We start from the raw sequence: 17,551 nt of genomic DNA on the forward strand, positions 1-17,551 counted from the left end.
TTAAGACAGAATGCTTGCTTGAAAGATACAGGAATAGCGTATATGCATAAAATATTAGTAGTTAGTGATACACATAGAAAAGATGAAAATTTTTACAGAGTGGTAGAAAAGGAAAGCCCTGTAAATCTGATCATTCATTGCGGAGATACAGAGGGAAGCGAGACTCAGATGCAACAGCTTGCAGGGGCTCCCATGCGAATTGTCAGGGGAAACAATGATTTCTTCTGTAACCTTCCCGATGAGCAGGTTTTTGAGGTATGGCCTCACACTTTTTTTGTCACACACGGACACAGGTATCTTGTGAATATGGGAAGTGATGAGATTCAAAGAGAAGCCTTTGCAAGAGGGGCAGATGTGGTAATTTATGGACATACTCACAGACCTGTTGCAGCAGAGATTGATGGAATGTATGTATTCAATCCGGGAAGTCTCTCATACCCCAGACAGGAGGGCAGGAAACCGTCGTATATCATCATTACAATAGATGATGAGGGCGAGCTTTCCTATGAGCTAAAATATCTTGAATTATTTTGATTTTGGCCTATATCCGGTGACATATGTGCTTATCGGATGCAACATAATTATTTTCATATTGATCAACCTTAAAGTGTTGGATGTTGGAAAACTTGGATCTTCATATATTCTCAGCATTCAGGAAAAACAGTATTACCGCATAATTACTGCTGCTTTTACTCAGAAAGAATTTCTGCATCTTGCATGTAATATGTACTCGCTGTACAATCTCGGAACTGTTTTGGAATATGCACTTGGGCCGTGGCTATATGCCGGGGCCTATGCTCTTCTTACGCTGCTTGGGGAGACACTTTCGGCGAGAATTCATAAAAAGTCATCACCATTTACTTTATGCATAGGTGCGTCCGGAGTGATCTGCGGACTCATAGGCATCTATCTTGTGATGGCTTTTTCTGTGGCGGGCTTTTCTGCCCTTAAATCCATGCTCCCAACATTTATATTACTTGCACTTATGACAACTTCCAAAAGAATCGACTCTATAGGACACTTCACCGGACTTGCTACGGGAATATTTTGCGGTGTGGGGATTGTCATATTTAATGCGGTGGCTTGTTAGGATGAAAAGACTGCCAAATTAGACGTTTTTTGCGAATGATGTACGTTCGTTGCCTTAATTTACCTGCTAAAAAGAGGTTTTAATCAGACCCCAAATATGGTATAATCACAATTTGCGAGGGAACGACAATTCTACATTTGGGGCAAACATACAGTGATGTATGGACGCAAAGTTGTAAATCTTTTGGGGAATGGTTTATAAAAGATGGTTTGACTGCAAAGAGTGACGGAGAGATTCGTTTCTGTTTGCAGTTTTTTTATTCAATAGGAAATCCCTTCGGATTTCCTGAAAGATAAAAAACACTCCGCAAGTTAAAACATCCTATTTTGCGTCATTATATATTTAATAAAACGTTATAGATGTTTATAGTTGAATTATAAGAAACGAATAAAAACTCTATATATGCATGCATAGAGATTTTTATAAAAAACAAGAGAGGAACGAAAAAAAGTGAAGAGAAAAGTTTTTACAAGAATCGCTGCAGCAGTTCTTTCAACTGCTATAGCACTCGGGGGAGTTTTTGTGGCACCGCAGACAGCACAGACTGTACATGCTGAAAGTGCTGAGATCAAACAGGTTAATCCAAGCCAGACATCCATTACAGTTAATTGGACAAAGTATTCAGAAGTTGAATCCAATAAAATTGATAAGATGCACATTGGAATCGCAACAACTTTGGAAGGCGCAAGAGCCATGACAAAGGCTAAGAAAATATCCATTGATCCTAATTCGACATCGTACACATTTAATAACCTTACACCCGGAAGCCGTTATTATGTAAATATTACTGTGGATTACAGAAAGTATGGTCTTAACTGGGATGATTACTACTTTTTATGTGATTCCTTCTACACAACACCTGCTAAGTCGTCAGCACCTTTCCAGACTCATAACTGGAGAAATCTTGGAAGCTTCGACTTTGACTGGGCAGAGATGCCTTATGTTTCCGGATATGAGTACGAGGTATATGAAGGCAATAACCTTGTAAAAAATGATGAAACAGGTACTGGCGTATTCCGTGGAGGTAGTTATGGAGATGCTAAGGATAAGAAGAAGTACTATGTTCAGGTAAGAGCTTTCACAGAGATTGATGATGTAAAGTATTATGGAGACTGGTCTGACAAGACTCAGCTTCTAACAAATTCTGATATTAAGTCAACCAGGAAGGGCTACGATGTAAAGATCAAAAAGGGTAAGCTCAATGTAAGCTGGATGAAGACAAAGGGCGCTGACGGATATATCGTATATGTTTCTGAGCAGGAGAAAGTCGGCTATAAGGCATACAAGGTTAAGGGCGGTAAAAAGTCATCTGCTGTTGTAAAGAAGTTTAACGGTAGCAAATTCAAAAAGAACAGAGGCTATTATGTAGCTGTAATGCCTTACAAAAAGATGGGAGGCAGAATGGTTTACGGTACTATCGCTGGTAAGGTTTATGTAAAAGGAAAAATTACAAGATATTGTTCCACAGACGAGCTTGGAAACTAAATAGCTAAGTATATTGCTCAGGGGCTTTGAAACAATGGTCCCGTGAAAAAAGAGAAGTGATATCTGGAAACAGACGATGATATCCTCTTTTTTCTAAATGTTTTATGCTCATATAAACTAAAAAGTGTGTAAGTTAATGCAAAATTTACTTACACACTTTTTATAATATCGATTTTAACTTAATTAAGGCACATATTTCTGAACAATAGTATAAAGCTCACCGTCAATTACCCCAAGTTCTACAAGCATGCTGGTGGTCATATAGTACTCATCAGCATTATCTGACCATCCGGGATAGTTGTCTCCTTTGAATTCTCTTCCGACAAGATATTCTTCTGTGAGATTTTCGACGTCGCCATCTTTGACAAATTTCTGAAGGATGATTTCACAGTTTTCCTTGATCTTGAAGGTCACATTTTCTTCGACGAGTTTTCTTATAGCACCATCATTCAGCATATAAACAACATTGTATTCTTCGGAATAATCTTCCTTCTCGAGAGCACAATATAAGTCGTCATCACCTTTTTTTACGAGGAAACCATCAAACCTTGTCGTACCTATGCAGTCCTTCTTGAATTCTTCATCGGTTCCGTATTTGACCTCTTTGTTGGCCTCTTCAAAAGAAACAACAGTAAAGGGTGTTCCGTTTATAGAGTAGATGATGTCGTTTTCTTTTGCATTATCAACATATTCAGCCTTAATTCTTTCATCGCGATACAGGTCACCTGTAAGTGAAGTTTCATCAAAGCTCTTGACCTGCATAAGAAGGTTATTGTCGTTGTCATAGTATTTTTCAGCATCAAAGGTTTCGGGATCCTGGTTACCAAGGCATGAAATATATATTTTTTCAGTTTCGGGTTTATTATCTCCGGTAAAGGTTATCATCGGATAAGCGCCCTCATTCCAGCTATATTTTGCTTCGGTTGTATCATCAGCAGATGCGAAGTGGAATATGAGATCGTCACCGGTTTGCTCATAGGTGAAGGGTACACCTGAAACGCCATCGTGTGTCTGTGTAGAACCGGAGGTCTCGTCATTAAAAATATAGTAGTTTAAAACATTGTACTGCTCATCCTCGTTGTATGCTGCGTATACAGCTCCTGAAAGGTTAGGCGTGCCATCATCTGATACACCGGCCTTTTCGAAGCTTATTATTTCTGAATTTTGATATGTATCGCTTAGCTCATCAAATAAGGAAGAATCTGCCGGCAGCTCAGAGGCGCCTTCCTTGTAGTTATGATACTCACCATCTTCAGCATTTATATAATCTACATTCGCTTCGTCTGTAATAACGAACTCGCCGGTCTCCTTGCTTACATATCCCTTTGTTATGGAGTTTCGCATGGGAAGAATGAGACTGTTGTTATCCGCAACAGCGATCGGGTAAGCTGTGCCGCCACTTTGAACAGTAGTAACCTTTTCAATGGCATTGTCTTTTTTCATAAAAATAGTAGCTTCGTAAGTACCCAAATGACCTTCAAGATCATCAAAAACATAGCTTGTTACCAGAAGAGCATCCTCTCCTTCACAGATAGGAGCATAAGCGTAGGACTGTCCTGCGTGAAGAGAGCTAATCAGCTCTTCGAAAGAAGCAGGTAAAGACTTTTTTCCGGAGTCTGCAGCCTGTTCCTGGCTATCGTCTGTTGCAGAACTGTCTTCTGTAGCTGAGCTTTCTGTGCTGTCAGCACTATCGGCTGTATCTTCAGCCTGCTTGTCAGTTTCTGTGCTGTCTGCGAGAGCCTCTGTAGTAGTGGAAGCTTCTGTGTTGGAATTACCTGTATTGGCATTTCCACAGCCTGCGATGATTGATACGGTTAATGCTGTTGATAGTAACAAAGAAATGATTCTGGACTTCATAAAATTAACCTCCCTCAAAATTGACATTTTCATATTTGATTTCTCTATCTGTTTTGATTACAGAAACAGATTAGCAATCCTTCTATCATTGTTTTATCACACGTTGTCCAACAAATGTCTCAGGGAGAATTGTTTTACGTAAAAATATTGCATTTAATGAAGACGGAACGATAAATACCATACCTAAATGCAATGGTGTGAGCAGAATAAAATAATTTATAGAAATGTAATTATTTGCAATTCTTCTGTATGCTATCATCAAACTATGGAAGAACCTAAGAAACTGATCGCTTTTATGGGCGGAATGCTCGATCAGGAAAAGAACAGTAATTTCATACGTGAACTAGAAAAAGAGAGTAACAGACAGGGATATTTTATTATTGCTTTCAGCTTTTCGGAAACTACGGTCTGGGATCAGGACAGAGACAACTGTGAGCTTAAGCTGATTGAGTTATGCTCGCATCTTGATATCAAGGCCATAATTGTGCAACTTGAATTCATTAAAAATGATTATCTGGTTGTGGCAATAAATAAGCTGGGACAGAAGAAGGGGATCCCTGTTATTGCTATGGAAAAAAATCTTCCGGGCAGGGTTAATATATCCATGCGCTATAAAGACGGTTTCAAGTCCGTAGTTAGGCATGTAATAGATGTTCATGGATGCCGTAAGGTCAACATGCTTGCAGGACCTAAAGGTGACAATTTTTCAGAGGACCGTATAGAAGCATATAAAGAAGTGCTGGAAGAAAATGGAATTCCGTTCGAAGAAAACAGGCTGGGGCATGGTGATTTCTGGCATACACCTGCAAGAGAAGCCACGCAGCGGTTTATCAGGTCGGGTGATGAGATAGAGGCTATAGTTTGTGCTAATGATGCTATGGCTATCGCCTGTGCGGATGAGCTGATAGCGAATGGATACAGAGTGCCGGAGGATATTATTGTCACCGGTTTTGACGGAATAAAAAGCAGTCTCTACAATGTGCCATCAATAACGACGGTAGAGCCTGATTATGAAAGTGAAGCCAAAAAGGTAATCAGTCTTATCAAGGACCACAAGGATTCGGATATCAATAAAAGGCACGACGTGGATTTCGGATTGAAGCTGAGAAACTCATGTGGCTGCAGCAGGGCTGAGGATATCCTGTCTCTTGAGGATATTAACGTGCTTTCATCCAGTTATGCTGATGTGAACTGGGCTGTTAACAGTATCAATAACCTTATGGCTGAGGCAGCAGTTCTTGAATCCATGTGTGACTTATCGCAAACCATTACCACTACCCTGTGGCTTTGGAAGAGACAGTTCCAGTTTGTAGGAGTTTTCTCAGACCTTCTGGCACCTGAGATAGAAGGCATAGGTGGGCACAGATATATTACGATGTTCAGATCTGAAAAGGGTGAGCGCTCAGGAATCGGCACCTGCTATGATGAACCTGAATTTATCCCGGGATTTGCGGATATAATAAACGGTGATGAGGCCAACCTTCTTTTGGTGCGCCTTCTTCATGCAGGAAATCAGGTTTTCGGATACCTATGCTGCGGCACAAAGGATACCACAAACAGAGACATACGAAGATGTGAGGAATTCGGAATGTTCCTCTCTTCAGCTATCAATGCGGTCATAGCCAACAGGAATCTTGCCAGGATGCGCCATGAAATAGAGCAGGTATCTGTTTTGGATTACCTCACGGGAATCTACAACAGAAGGGGCTTTACGGCAGAGCTTAAGAAAATGGTAGAGGATGGTAACAACTATGGAAAGTATCTGACCATTTTTTCCATCGACATGGACAGGCTTAAATACATAAATGATATGTTTGGTCATGCTCAGGGAGATTTTGCGATAAAAAGCATGGCTGAAGCAATTAAGCACTTTTCATCAAGAAACGGAATTTGTGCACGCTACGGCGGTGATGAGTTTGCCTGTGCAATCATCACAGACTGTGATGTGGAGCTGTCCACGGACGCTGTGAGAAGCAGGCTTGATGTGTTCCTGAAGTCAAAAGAAAATGTTGCAAATAAAGAATATAAGATAGCTGCCAGTATCGGAAGCGCCGGCGGCGTGATAAATAAAGCTATTGATGTTCAGAATCTGATGGACAGAGCTGATGAAAAAATGTATGCGGATAAAAAGGCGAGAAAGGAAGCCGGAAATTAGTGTGCTTCAAAAATGTTTTTCTAAAAAGGAGGCAAAAATGAAGAAAACATTATCATTCTTAATGGCATTTATGATTGCCACAACTCTTTTTAATATGAATGTGAGTATTTTTTCTTATTTATAGTGTTTTGTCCGGAATGCCTTGTACTGAAAACTATGTAAATCTGCAAAAGTAACAAAGAATTTAGTAATTTTATAAGAAGTTAATTTCTCATTTGAGTAAGTATAAAAGATAATATATATGTAGGATTGTTATTTCTTCTCAAAGGAGATTAATTATGGGAAATACAAATGAACAAGAGCAGGCTCCAGTGCCTGAAAAGAAACCCAGAGCTACTAGAAAAAAGGCTACCCCTGTGGATGAAGTAAATGCAGCTGAGGTAGATATAAATAAGGACAAAATTGCTTTCGCTGAGGAGGTTGCAGCTTTTGAAGCACAAGAGGCAGCCAAAGCAGCTGAGGCAGCAACTGTTGTAGAAGAAACACCGGCAGCAGTGGAAATACCGGTACCTGCGGTAGAAGAAATACCTGCAGCAGAAGAAGAGGCACCTGCAGTAGAAGATATACCAGTTCCGGCAGTAGAAGAAGCACCTGTGGCAGAAGAGATACCTGTAGTAGCAGAAGAAATCCCTGTAGCAGAAGAGACTCCTGCAGTTGAAGAAATACCGGTTCCAGCAGCAGAAGCACCTGTGGAAGAAGAGATTCCTGCGGTTGAAGAGATACCTGTAGTAGCAGAAGAAATCCCTGCAGCAGCAGAAGAAGCACCAGCTGTAGAAGAAATACCAGTTCCGGCAGTAGAAGAAGCACCTGTGGCAGAAGAGATTCCTGTGGTAGAAGAGATACCAGTAGTAGCGGAAGAGGCACCTGCAGTAGAAGAGATATCAACGCCGACAGCAGAAGAAGCACCTGTGGAAGAAGAGATTCCTGCGGTTGAAGAGATACCTGTAGTAGCAGAAGAAATCCCTGCAGCAGCAGAAGAAGCACCAGCTGTAGAAGATATACCAGTTCCGGCAGCAGAAGAAGCACCTGTGGCAGAAGAGATTCCAGCCGTAGAAGAAATCCCTGTAGCAGAAGAGACTCCTGCAGTTGAAGAAATACCGGTTCCAGCAGCAGAAGTACCTGTGGCAGAAGAAATTCCTGTGGTAGAAGAGATACCTGTAGTGGCGGAAGAGGCACCTGCAGTAGAAGAGATATCAACGCCGGCAGCAGAAGAAGCACCTGTGGCAGAAGAGATTCCTGCGGTTGAAGAGATATCTGTAGTAGCTGAAGAAATCCCTGCAGCAGAAGAAGCAGCACCTGCAGTAGAAGAGATAGCAGTTCCAGCAGTGGAAGAAGCACCGGTAGCAGAAGAAATGCCGATTCCAGCGGTAGAAGAAGCACAGGTAGCAGAAGAAATGCCGGCAGCAGAAGAAATACCGGTGGCAGAGGCAGCACCTGTTGCAGAAGAAGCAGCACCTGCAGTAGAAGAGATAGCAGTTCCAGCAGTGGAAGAAGTACCAGTGGCAGAAGAAATACCAATGCCAGCAGCAGAAGAAGCTCCGGTAGCAGAAGAGGTACCAGTTCCTGCGGTAGAAGAAACACCTGCAGTAGAAGAGATATCAACGCCGGCAGCAGAAGAAGCACCTGTGGCAGAAGTGATTCCTGCGGTTGAAGAGATACCTGTAGTAGCTGAAGAACCACCTGCAGCAGAAGAGCCAATTCCTGCACAGGAGGAAAGCCTGCCTGATATTGTGCTTGAAGAGATGACAGAAGAGAGCATGCCGGAGGCAACTGATAATGCTTCTGAAGAAGTAGAAATGTCTGATCTTTCAATAGAGGAAGAATTAGCGATTTTAGAGGAACCTATTGAAGTTGAAGAGACTTCCGAAGAAGTTTTCACGGATGATATTCAGATAGAATTGCCTGAACTGGATCTTGAAATTCCGGATGTTGAAATTCCTGCCTCTGAGATGCTTCTTAGTGAAGAAGATATGGCACTTGATGATGAAACATCTGAAGCTTTACCGGATATCGTTATGGAAGAGATGGCTGCACCTGAAGATGCCGGAGCATCCGGCCTGGACGAAACGCCTGCAGTTGCTCCTGACACCTTTGAACAAACGACTGATGCTATGCTTGGCGACGTTAGCGGCATTGAGGACTTCCTTAAGAGCGAGGACTTTGAGTACACCAGAATACAGGCAGATGATGGCAAAGACTTTATATTGATCAAAATGGAAGACGAAGAAGCACTATACGTTGAGTATGAGAATGATGAATTCCTTTCATTGATTTCTCATTATGAAAAGGACGGAAAACGGAGCTATAAAGAGGTTTTGGATGCCTATATCAAGGATTCCATTAGTAAAGGCATAAATTATAAAATAAGCCGCGTTAAAGGCACCAGAATGATATGCAAATATAACTGACTCCGCTTAAAAGTGTTCGACAGATTTTATTAAAAATGGCTGTGAAAATTGTTTGGATTTTCACAGCCATTTCGCGTAAGCAACTATTTTCGAGTAAGATCTTTTACCCAGTTGTATTTTTGAAAATGATACATAACCCAAGGGATTTTTCCGACTTCGTCAAGACATGTGCAGGCATAAACCGCAACTATCGGCCAGTGGAAAACAAATGCACCAAGGAACGCTGTGGGAATTGCAAGGCCCCACATACATACAGCAAGACTGTATACATCAAATAAAGTATCGCCCCCGGCGCTGAATATGCCATTTATAATGATGGTATTAACACATCGCCCGATCATATAGAATGCCATGACGATCATCATTCCGATCAGAAGACTTTTTGCTGAATCAGTGAGTTTCATCATATTTACTACCGGATAGGTCACAAGGAGAACCAGTGCAGTGCATAAAAAACCGATAATGTAGGAAATCTTTGCAAGCCTTATACCATATTCCTTTCCTTTATCAAGTTTTCTTGCGCCAAGCTCGTTTCCAACCATGATTCCGCCTGCGCTGCTTATGCCATTACACATACAACAAAAAAGATCGCGAACAACAGCAGCGACTGAATTGGCGGCAGCAGCGTCGCTTCCAAGATGCCCCATAATAGCAGTGTATGATGTAAAGCCGACACCCCAGAAAAGACCGCCTCCAAGTAGAGGTAAGGATACCTTAATGAAGTCTTTTTCAAGGCCCGGGAAAAAGCTGAAAATATAGCGGTAATTCGGGTGCAAAAAGCGCTTCTGATGTGCAGATGTAACAGCCCATGCAAGCTCAATGGCTCTGGCTATAAGTGTGGCGAGAGCTGCTCCGTTAGCGCCCATGGCAGGAAGTCCAAACAGACCAAAAATAAAGACAGAGTTCAGAACAATATTTATCAATACGGCACAGGTACTTATGAGAGCGCTTCGGTTGACGTGATCGGTAACTCTCATGACTACAAGGTAGCATTCACATATTCCCGTCATGATATATGACCATCCTGCTATTCTGAGATAGGATGCACCAATGCTAATAAGATTTTCATCATGAGTGAAAATATGCATCAGGAGCTCCGGAATAATAATGCATCCTGCTGCAGTTAATATAGAAACAAATCCGACTGCCCTGATCATCATGCCAAATATCTTATTTATAGTATCCTTATCTTTTTTGCCATAATACTGCGCACCAAGAATGGCACCGGCAGCTGTGGCTGCGGTAAGAACCATATTCTGAACAAATTGGATTTGCGTAGCAAGCGAAACAGCAGCCATTTGATCCTGCTCTATTCTGCCAAGCATTACTGCATCAGCAGCAGCTACGGCTGCCAGCATTAAACTCTGAAAAGCGATAGGCAAAGTGAGCCTTACTAATTTATTATAAAAATCTTTATCCCCAAAAAAACGTGACATAAATTGCTCCTAATGTATAGAATATTGATTTGCTGAACACTTTTCTTTTTGCATTCAAGAAGTCATATCCTTTTAATTATCGCAGAGAATTGTGCATCTTTGCAATGGTAACTTAAGGAAGGTTGCAGACGAAATATTGATAGTATATAATATGAAAAGAAGTTGCAAAAAAAATTCAAATTTCTTATTGACAATAATGCGACTCTACATTATACTTTATAAATGTCGCTGCAAGATTGCAACGAATATGTGTCCGTAGCTCAGCTGGATAGAGCAACGGCCTTCTAAGCCGTGGGTCGGGGGTTCGAATCCCTTCGGGCACATTTTTCAGATAAATAATCTGAGTGTATGGTGGGTATGGCGCAGTTGGTTAGCGCGCCAGATTGTGGTTCTGGAGACCGTGGGTTCGAGTCCCACTATCCACCCTTTTTTATTTGAAAGGGCGATGACTTAGGAATTTAATTATCATGAATTCTGAGTTATTATTAGATTAGGATTTGTTTTAGGAATTCTTTCGCCGAGCGTAGTTATTGTGTATGATGGGCTATCGCCAAGCGGTAAGGCACAGCACTTTGACTGCTGCACTCGTGGGTTCGAATCCCGCTAGCCCAGTTTGATATATCACTGCTTTTGCAGTTTATATATATGAGATACTAGCTCAGTTGGTAGAGCACTTGACTTTTAATCAAGTTGTCGTGGGTTCGATTCCCACGTGTCTCATTGGTTTAATAGGTCTGAGATGTAGATAATATCTGCGTCTCAGATTTTTTTATTGTCAAAAATATTGATTACCAAACGCTTGTTATGATTACCATTTTTCTGCCCGGGTTTTCTCTTGTTTAGTGTCTCACGAGCAGTCCTCATATTTGAAGTAGTGAAGTAGTTCTGATTGATAGTTTGAGGGCTGTTACCGAAGATCATGGAAGCCATGTAAGCGTCTCCGCCAGACTCATTTATAAAGTCAGTGCAGGCGTTTCGGTGGAAAGCATGAGGACCACGGATTATCATAATTTTTCAACGAAATATTTTTGACAAAATTAATTGCTTTTTCACGTTAAGAGTGTAACATTAAAAGTGCCAAGAGAATGCTTTCTTGAGAAGTTTTGAAAGAGAGGTAATGCTATGGTTAAAGCTAAACTAACAATGGAAGATCTTAGAGTTGGAATGCATGTTGAGCCAGAACAGCTGTCGGACTTATATGGAGTGTGGGTATTCATAAATCCGGAGACTGTAAGGGAGGATGGTTTTGATATAGTATATTTTTGTGATGAGAATACAAAAGATGATACAGAGATTGAGAAGATACGAAATCGATTCGGGAAGACTACTGTGATATATCAGCCCAAATTCTATGAAGATGAGGATGCTGCAATTTATGACTGATTTTTTAGAGTTAAAGCTTACAAAAAAGTTTGGAATTTAGATGTGATTTCAAGTCTGATATATATGGTATTCATGGAGAATCTATATATTTCCCGGGGATTAGACAGTCTGGAATAAAAGTAGACACCGGTGCACATGGTGTTTTGATTCCGTTGAGGACTCTATGTTGGACTGATGCGGAAATACAACAACTGGTTGATGATGCTGTTAAGTATCATAGAGAGAGTTTATCAGTTATAAATGGCGTAGAAAGCATTAATACTATTTCCAATAATCAACTGAGGAGCGAAACGGATAGTTTTATAAAATCTTACAAAGGAATGGCTATTAGTGTTCTTGCTGATAAGATAGAAGTAGGTGGATTGAAATTTACTGATATTCCGGTTAGAGTAACACCTTATACAACAGGTAATATCCTACTTGGAATGGATGTGATAAAAACGATGGATAGTCATATTGGAACCAGTAGGATTACAGGAGAAACGACATTGCTCGCATGTCCTGAAGAAGCTATAAGTAATGACTATCTTTTGGCATTAGAGAGACATTTTGGATTGATTACAAAATAGTTTTATTGATTACCAAATTGATTACCTTAAGACACGGCTGATGTGTGGAAACCTCCTTCTTTACTGGATTTCTTAAAAAAGATTAACTGGGTTCGATTCCCACGTGTCTCATTAAAATAAAAGCCTTGAAACGTAGGAAATGTCAGCGTTTCAAGGCTTTTTTCTTTTTCCATTTTTCAATTCATTTGATATTAGGCGTTTATTACCTGATGCTAATAAAAACGCTCAGCTAAGCATTGTAATTCATGTGTTGATTTATTTAGCTAAATTTATTATAATCTAATTAGCTAAAATTAACTTGCTAAATGATTAAATTAGCTGATTGGAGATTGAAATGGGAAAAGCAGTGAAACTGGCAGATATAGCAGAAAAACTTGGAGTAAGCGTTGTTACGGTTTCTAAGGCGCTTTCAGGGCAGAAGGGAGTAGGCGAAGAGTTAAGGGCCAAGATTGTAGCTCTTGCAGATGAACTGGGATACAGACTACCCTCAGCAGCTGAGAAGATTAATACCAATAAAGGACAGAGCATAGGAATACTGATCCATGAGAAGCATTTTAGTAAATACAACTCTTTTTATCTTCAGATGTACCAGATGCTGTCGGTAGAACTATCATCAGCAGGGTATTTTAATCTGCTCGAGCTTGTGCAATATGATTCTGAGAAGGAGCTCATTCTTCCGAACCTTGTAATTGAGGGCAATGTAAGTGGGGTAATATTTCTTGGACAATTTTCGAGGGAATACTGCGATTTTGTCAGATCAAAGCTGACCGTGCCGGTACAATATCTGGATTTTAATGATAACAGTGAGGAAGTTCATTCTATAGTATCGGATAATTTTTATGGTGGGTATTACCTGACCAATTATCTATTTGATAATGGACACACCGACATTGCTTTTGTAGGTTCTGTGCTCAAAACATCTTCCATAACAGACAGATATTTGGGTTATTTAAAGTCGATGATGGAGCATGGAAAGAAAATAAACGATAAATGGATCATTGAGGATAGAGATGAGAAAACCGGTATAATCTTCTCACCTGAGGTTATGCAGATTCCGAAGAAGATGCCTACAGCTTTTGTCTGTAACTGTGATCTGACAGCCGGTGTTTTGATTAAGAAGCTTGAAAAAGAGGGATATAAGGTGCCGGATGATATATCGGTTGTTGGGTATGATAATTTTATTTTTCCCGGAACATGTGACATTGAGATTACAACCTATGAGGTAGACATGCCTGTGATGGTCAAAAAGACTGTGGAGATACTTGATAAGCTTATTCGAAACAAGGAGGTATCTTCCAAAACGCATATTGTAACAGGACATCTTGTAGAGAAAAAGAGTGTTAAAAAGTTATTTACGGAGTTTTAATTAGTATATGTTATATAAAGATGGTTCAGGAATTGCCCGCAGAGGCTCTTATAGCAGAATCGGCATGGCAAAGCAATATATAAACGAAAATTATGCGAGGCAGTTACCGCTGAAGGAGGTCGCAGAAGCAGTTGACTTAAATACATCATATTTTAGCAACTTTTTCAAACTGCAAACGGGTAAGAAATATACGGATTATCTTCTCGATGTGAGAATGAGTCATGCGATTGAACTGTTACGTGATCCCAGGACCAAGATATATGAAATAGGTATTCTGGTGGGATACGAGGATGTGGTCAGCTTTGGCAGGGCTTTTAGGAGAAGGTTTAATATGTCTCCAAGACAATATCGCGAGCGGGTATTATATTGAAATATTGGTTAAGGATCGGGGCTTTCGCTTTAGATGATAGATTATCATCTGGGCGAAGTCCTTTTTTGCGTTTGAAGATCTTTCTTTATAGGTAGACTGAATTCAAGGCGTCAGTCTGGAAATTATACCGCAAATGTAAACAGGCTAAGGGAGGCACTGGCATACAAAAAAAGGATCCGATAATGACGGTCAGCCGACTAAAAAGAAAAATAAAGTAAAATTACCTAAAAATATGCATACAAATACAAATTTATGTAATTTAAAAAATAAGTAAATTAAAGTAACATAATCACAGAAGTTGCAACTTATATTAGCTAAAAAACTTGAATTAAAAGTATTGGAGGATAATTATGAAGAGAAAAATAGCAGTTGGACTGACTATGATTATGGCAGCATCTTCGCTGGCTGCATGCGGATCACAGAGTAAAGAAAGTGTAAATGCTGAGGTAAATACAGATAATACTGAGAATTCTGAAGAAGCGGGTACAGGCAGTGCGGAAAATAAAGAAGATACAGGGAATACAGAACTTTCAGGGAAAATCGTTGTAGCAAGTAACAGAACAGATCTTGAGGATGACCTTAATGCTTATGCTGCAAAGTTCATGGAAGAAAATCCCGGAACTACAGTTGAATTCGAGACAATTAAGGAATATGACGACGTAGTAGCTACCAGAATAGCAGGCGGTGAAGCTCCGGACCTGTTTTATGTAGTTGATCCTATTAACCAGGATTCTTACGCAGATTATTTTCTTCCTATAGATGATCTTAAATTTACAGCAGATGACATTCTTTTTTATGAGAACGGACGAGGTTCTGACGGCAATCTCTATGTGCTTCCGCTTACGGTTTCCTACTGCGGAATGATTTATAACAAGCAGGCATTTAAGGCTGCAGGAATCGAAGAAGTACCGAAAACTGTTGACGAATTCTATGCTGACTGCGACAAGTTAAAGGATGCCGGAATCACACCTGTGGGAACTGCCTTCAAGGATGTATGGCCAATCTTCGCCTGGTGTGGATGGGGTGAAGTTAACTTAACAGCAGGAGATGAACGCGGAGAAAACAAGTATGCCCAACAGGATGAAATCTATGATGAGGTGATGCTTGATTCAATGAATATTTTAAGAAACCTCAATAAGAAGGGTGAGCTTGAGGATGACATCATGTCAGCTAACTGGGATCAGTTCAAGCTTGATCTTGCACAGGGTAAAGTGGCTATGCATTATTCTGAGACATGGCTTCCTACGCAGTTTGTGGAGCTTGGTGCAAACCCTGAAGATATTGGCATGTTCCCTTTCCCGGGTGCGAAAAATATAAAAGCAGGTTCAGGAAAACAGTGGGGAATATCCAAGGATACACAGAGTCCGGAACTCGCAAAGGCTTTTTTGACATATATGCTTGAAAATCCTATCAGTGATGCAGATATTCCTTCCAATAAGAACATCAAGGTTGATGATCCTTTTGTAGCTGAGCTTCTTAGCTATGGGGTAGAGCCGCTTTCACCTATCGTTGGAACAGCAGAGTTCAGCAATATCAAAAATGCCATTGAGCTTGATGGCCAGCAGTTCTTTCTTACTTATGTAATGGAACAGGACGACGATAAGGCAAAGGAACTTATCGACGAGTGGAATGCAAAATGGGCTGCAGAGCGCCCTAACTGGGTAGAAGGAAATTAAGAATGAGTTCAAAAGCAAAAGATAGAATTTTGATCATTGGATTTTTGTTTATTCCTATGATTTTGTTGGGGCTGTTTTCGTACTATCCTTTAGCCAAGCTTATCCAGCTAAGCTTTACTGACTGGAACGGTATGAGCCCTGATCTGAAGTACATAGGAATCAGGAACTATAAAGATATACTCAGCCAGAAGGAACTGTTTAGTACATTTGCCAACAACATGGCTTATGTACTGACGGCTATCCTGCAGCAATTTGCAGGCCTTTTTCTGGCAGTTCTCCTTAACAGCAACATCAGAATGAAAACCACATTCAGGGCGATTTTATTTATGCCCTATATTATCAACGGTGTAGCAGTTGCTTTTATGTTCAACTACATCTATGACTACAGCAATTCTCCTATTAACCTTGTTCTGAATGCTCTTGGGGTAAGCTCTGTACACTTTATAAGTTCTTCCTATATGACTAATTTTGCTTTGTCTTTCATAAGTTTTTGGAAATATGTAGGGTATACCATGGTAATTTACCTGGCTGCCCTACAGTCAATTCCCAGTGAAGTGTACGAAGCGGCAAGAATAGATGGAGCCGGATTTTTTGAAACAATAGCATATATCACTTTTCCTAATATAAAGAGCATGCTGAAGGTATCGCTGCTACTAAGTTTAAACGGCGCATTACAGGTGTACTTCGAGCCTTTCCTTATAACAAAGGGAGGACCAAACGGAAGAACCGCAACCTTTATCAGCAAGTCTCTTGAACTGGCCTATAACTACAGAAAGTACGGAAAAGCAGCGACAATGGGTGTCATACTTCTTATTATGATAATTCTCCTTGTGTTGGTTCAAAAAGTTCTTCTCAGAGAGGAAAAAGCAGATGAGTAAAGTTAAAAAAATGAAGGATATGCCTCCCTCTCCGTTTGTTATAAATAATAAGATTGGAAGATTTTGTATATATTTTCTATTGGTTATAGGAGTAATAGGTGTATTTGCCCCGTTGTTCATAATTCTTAATGTATCACTTAAGTCGAACGATGAGTATATGATGAAAGGTGTGTACTCCATCCCTGAAAATATAATGAATTTTGCAAATTATATAAGAGCCTTCAATGAGGGAAAATTTGTGACAGGCTTCATGAATACTGCGATTTTGGTATTGATAAGCGTACCTCTTGCAATTCTTTTCGGAACCATGGTTGCATACACGCTTTCAAGGTTCAATTTTAAATGTAAAATGCTTGTCTATATGGCATTTCTTATTCCAACCTTTATCCCCGGAATGACTGTGACCATAGCAACGTTTCAGATAATAAAAACTCTGGGACTGTACAATTCAATTTTTGCGGGAATCATTCTCTATATAGGAACTGATATCATGCAGATATATATTTTCATGCAGTTTATAAATCAGGTTCCTAAGGCTTTGGACGAGAGTGCGAGGATAGATGGGGCTTCAAGGCTCCAGATATATTATAAGATCATTCTCCCTCAGCTTAAGCCTGCAATAGCAACGACGGTTATATTAAAACTCCTTGGCATTTATAACGACTTTTTCACACCTTACATGTATATGCCCAAGATTAAAACAGCAGCCACAGGCCTGTATTCATTCTCGGGAGATAAACTGGCGGAGTGGCCGCTGATGTCAGCAGCGATAATACTTGTTGCTGTGCCGACAATCATCATTTATGTTTTTCTGCAAAAATACATCATAAGCGGTGTTACCGACGGAGCGGTGAAATAACCATAATATAGGAGAAGGT

15 protein-coding genes, 4 tRNA genes and 1 riboswitch are annotated in these 17,551 nt (G+C 40.3%); of the genes, 16 read left to right on the top strand and 3 right to left on the bottom strand.

The features are described from left to right. Nucleotides 1–42: 42 nt before the first annotated feature. From ACHCNF_RS14525 to ACHCNF_RS14535, 3 genes are all read left to right on the top strand, one after another. Nucleotides 43–534: a metallophosphoesterase family protein gene (locus ACHCNF_RS14525; protein WP_408070462.1), complete on the top strand. Its 492-nt coding sequence runs from the start codon at nucleotides 43–45 to the stop codon at nucleotides 532–534. Continuing rightward, complete coding sequence (locus tag ACHCNF_RS14530; RefSeq protein WP_408070463.1) at nucleotides 521–1,090, top strand: rhomboid family intramembrane serine protease; 570 nt, start codon at nucleotides 521–523, stop codon at nucleotides 1,088–1,090. The genes ACHCNF_RS14525 and ACHCNF_RS14530 overlap by 14 nt, the downstream gene beginning before the upstream one ends. Before the next feature lie 131 nt (nucleotides 1,091–1,221). Continuing rightward, nucleotides 1,222–1,311: riboswitch (cyclic di-GMP riboswitch) on the top strand. Nucleotides 1,312–1,540: 229 nt separating this feature from the next. Then, nucleotides 1,541–2,575 (top strand): fibronectin type III domain-containing protein, encoded by a 1,035-nt coding sequence (locus tag ACHCNF_RS14535; protein WP_408070464.1) that lies wholly within the window; start codon nucleotides 1,541–1,543, stop codon nucleotides 2,573–2,575. A gap of 183 nt (nucleotides 2,576–2,758) precedes the next feature. Here the strand turns inward: ACHCNF_RS14535 and ACHCNF_RS14540 are convergent, their stop codons facing one another. Then, nucleotides 2,759–4,432 carry a hypothetical protein gene (locus tag ACHCNF_RS14540; protein WP_408070465.1) on the bottom strand — a complete coding sequence of 558 codons (1,674 nt, stop codon included), beginning with the start codon at nucleotides 4,430–4,432 and terminating at the stop codon, nucleotides 2,759–2,761. 265 nt (nucleotides 4,433–4,697) lie between these two features. Here ACHCNF_RS14540 and ACHCNF_RS14545 point away from each other — a divergent pair, with 265 nt between their 5' ends. Continuing rightward, nucleotides 4,698–6,587, top strand: coding sequence for a diguanylate cyclase (locus tag ACHCNF_RS14545; RefSeq protein WP_408070466.1), 1,890 nt, complete (start codon nucleotides 4,698–4,700; stop codon nucleotides 6,585–6,587). Between the two features lie 278 nt (nucleotides 6,588–6,865). After that, nucleotides 6,866–8,995, top strand: coding sequence for a hypothetical protein (locus ACHCNF_RS14550; protein WP_408070467.1), 2,130 nt, complete (start codon nucleotides 6,866–6,868; stop codon nucleotides 8,993–8,995). An 83-nt stretch (nucleotides 8,996–9,078) separates the two neighbouring features. Here ACHCNF_RS14550 and ACHCNF_RS14555 read toward each other — a convergent pair whose 3' ends face one another. Beyond that, nucleotides 9,079–10,431 carry an MATE family efflux transporter gene (locus ACHCNF_RS14555; protein WP_408070468.1) on the bottom strand — a complete coding sequence of 451 codons (1,353 nt, stop codon included), beginning with the start codon at nucleotides 10,429–10,431 and terminating at the stop codon, nucleotides 9,079–9,081. 249 nt (nucleotides 10,432–10,680) lie between these two features. On the opposite strand from ACHCNF_RS14555, the gene ACHCNF_RS14560 reads away from it, so the two are divergent. From ACHCNF_RS14560 to ACHCNF_RS14575, 4 genes are all read left to right on the top strand, one after another. Further along, nucleotides 10,681–10,754, top strand: a tRNA-Arg gene (locus ACHCNF_RS14560). A 28-nt stretch (nucleotides 10,755–10,782) separates the two neighbouring features. Continuing rightward, nucleotides 10,783–10,856: transfer RNA gene (locus ACHCNF_RS14565), tRNA-His, on the top strand. A gap of 115 nt (nucleotides 10,857–10,971) precedes the next feature. Next, nucleotides 10,972–11,043, top strand: a tRNA-Gln gene (locus ACHCNF_RS14570). 35 nt (nucleotides 11,044–11,078) lie between these two features. Next, nucleotides 11,079–11,151, top strand: a tRNA-Lys gene (locus ACHCNF_RS14575). A 39-nt stretch (nucleotides 11,152–11,190) separates the two neighbouring features. On the opposite strand, the gene ACHCNF_RS14580 is transcribed toward ACHCNF_RS14575, so the two are convergent. Then, a complete protein-coding gene (locus ACHCNF_RS14580; RefSeq protein ID WP_408070469.1) occupies nucleotides 11,191–11,361 on the bottom strand; it encodes a hypothetical protein in 171 nt (56 codons plus the stop codon). Nucleotides 11,362–11,553: 192 nt separating this feature from the next. Between ACHCNF_RS14580 and ACHCNF_RS14585 the strand changes: the two genes are divergently transcribed. The 7 genes from ACHCNF_RS14585 (at nucleotide 11,554) to ACHCNF_RS14615 (ending at nucleotide 17,532) form a co-directional block, all read left to right on the top strand. Further along, the gene (locus tag ACHCNF_RS14585; RefSeq protein WP_026511227.1) at nucleotides 11,554–11,814 is read left to right on the top strand and encodes a hypothetical protein; all 261 of its coding nucleotides are present in this window, start codon (nucleotides 11,554–11,556) and stop codon (nucleotides 11,812–11,814) included. A gap of 152 nt (nucleotides 11,815–11,966) precedes the next feature. Then, nucleotides 11,967–12,383 (top strand): hypothetical protein, encoded by a 417-nt coding sequence (locus ACHCNF_RS14590; RefSeq protein WP_408070470.1) that lies wholly within the window; start codon nucleotides 11,967–11,969, stop codon nucleotides 12,381–12,383. Between the two features lie 334 nt (nucleotides 12,384–12,717). After that, entirely contained in the window at nucleotides 12,718–13,749 is a 1,032-nt protein-coding gene (locus ACHCNF_RS14595) for a LacI family DNA-binding transcriptional regulator (protein WP_408070471.1), read from the top strand. 7 nt (nucleotides 13,750–13,756) lie between these two features. Then, a complete protein-coding gene (locus ACHCNF_RS14600; protein ID WP_408070472.1) occupies nucleotides 13,757–14,119 on the top strand; it encodes a helix-turn-helix domain-containing protein in 363 nt (120 codons plus the stop codon). 350 nt (nucleotides 14,120–14,469) lie between these two features. After that, entirely contained in the window at nucleotides 14,470–15,795 is a 1,326-nt protein-coding gene (locus tag ACHCNF_RS14605; RefSeq protein ID WP_408070473.1) for an ABC transporter substrate-binding protein, read from the top strand. Nucleotides 15,796–15,797: 2 nt separating this feature from the next. After that, complete coding sequence (locus ACHCNF_RS14610; RefSeq protein ID WP_408070474.1) at nucleotides 15,798–16,673, top strand: carbohydrate ABC transporter permease; 876 nt, start codon at nucleotides 15,798–15,800, stop codon at nucleotides 16,671–16,673. Beyond that, on the top strand, nucleotides 16,666–17,532 hold the full coding sequence (locus ACHCNF_RS14615) for a carbohydrate ABC transporter permease (RefSeq protein WP_408070475.1): 867 nt from the start codon (nucleotides 16,666–16,668) through the stop codon (nucleotides 17,530–17,532). Before ACHCNF_RS14610 ends, ACHCNF_RS14615 begins: the two co-directional genes overlap by 8 nt. Nucleotides 17,533–17,551 lie beyond the last annotated feature (19 nt).

Origin of the sequence: Butyrivibrio sp. NATIVEDY162 (assembly GCF_045999815.1) — a bacterium.
Lineage (GTDB): Bacteria > Bacillota > Clostridia > Lachnospirales > Lachnospiraceae > Butyrivibrio.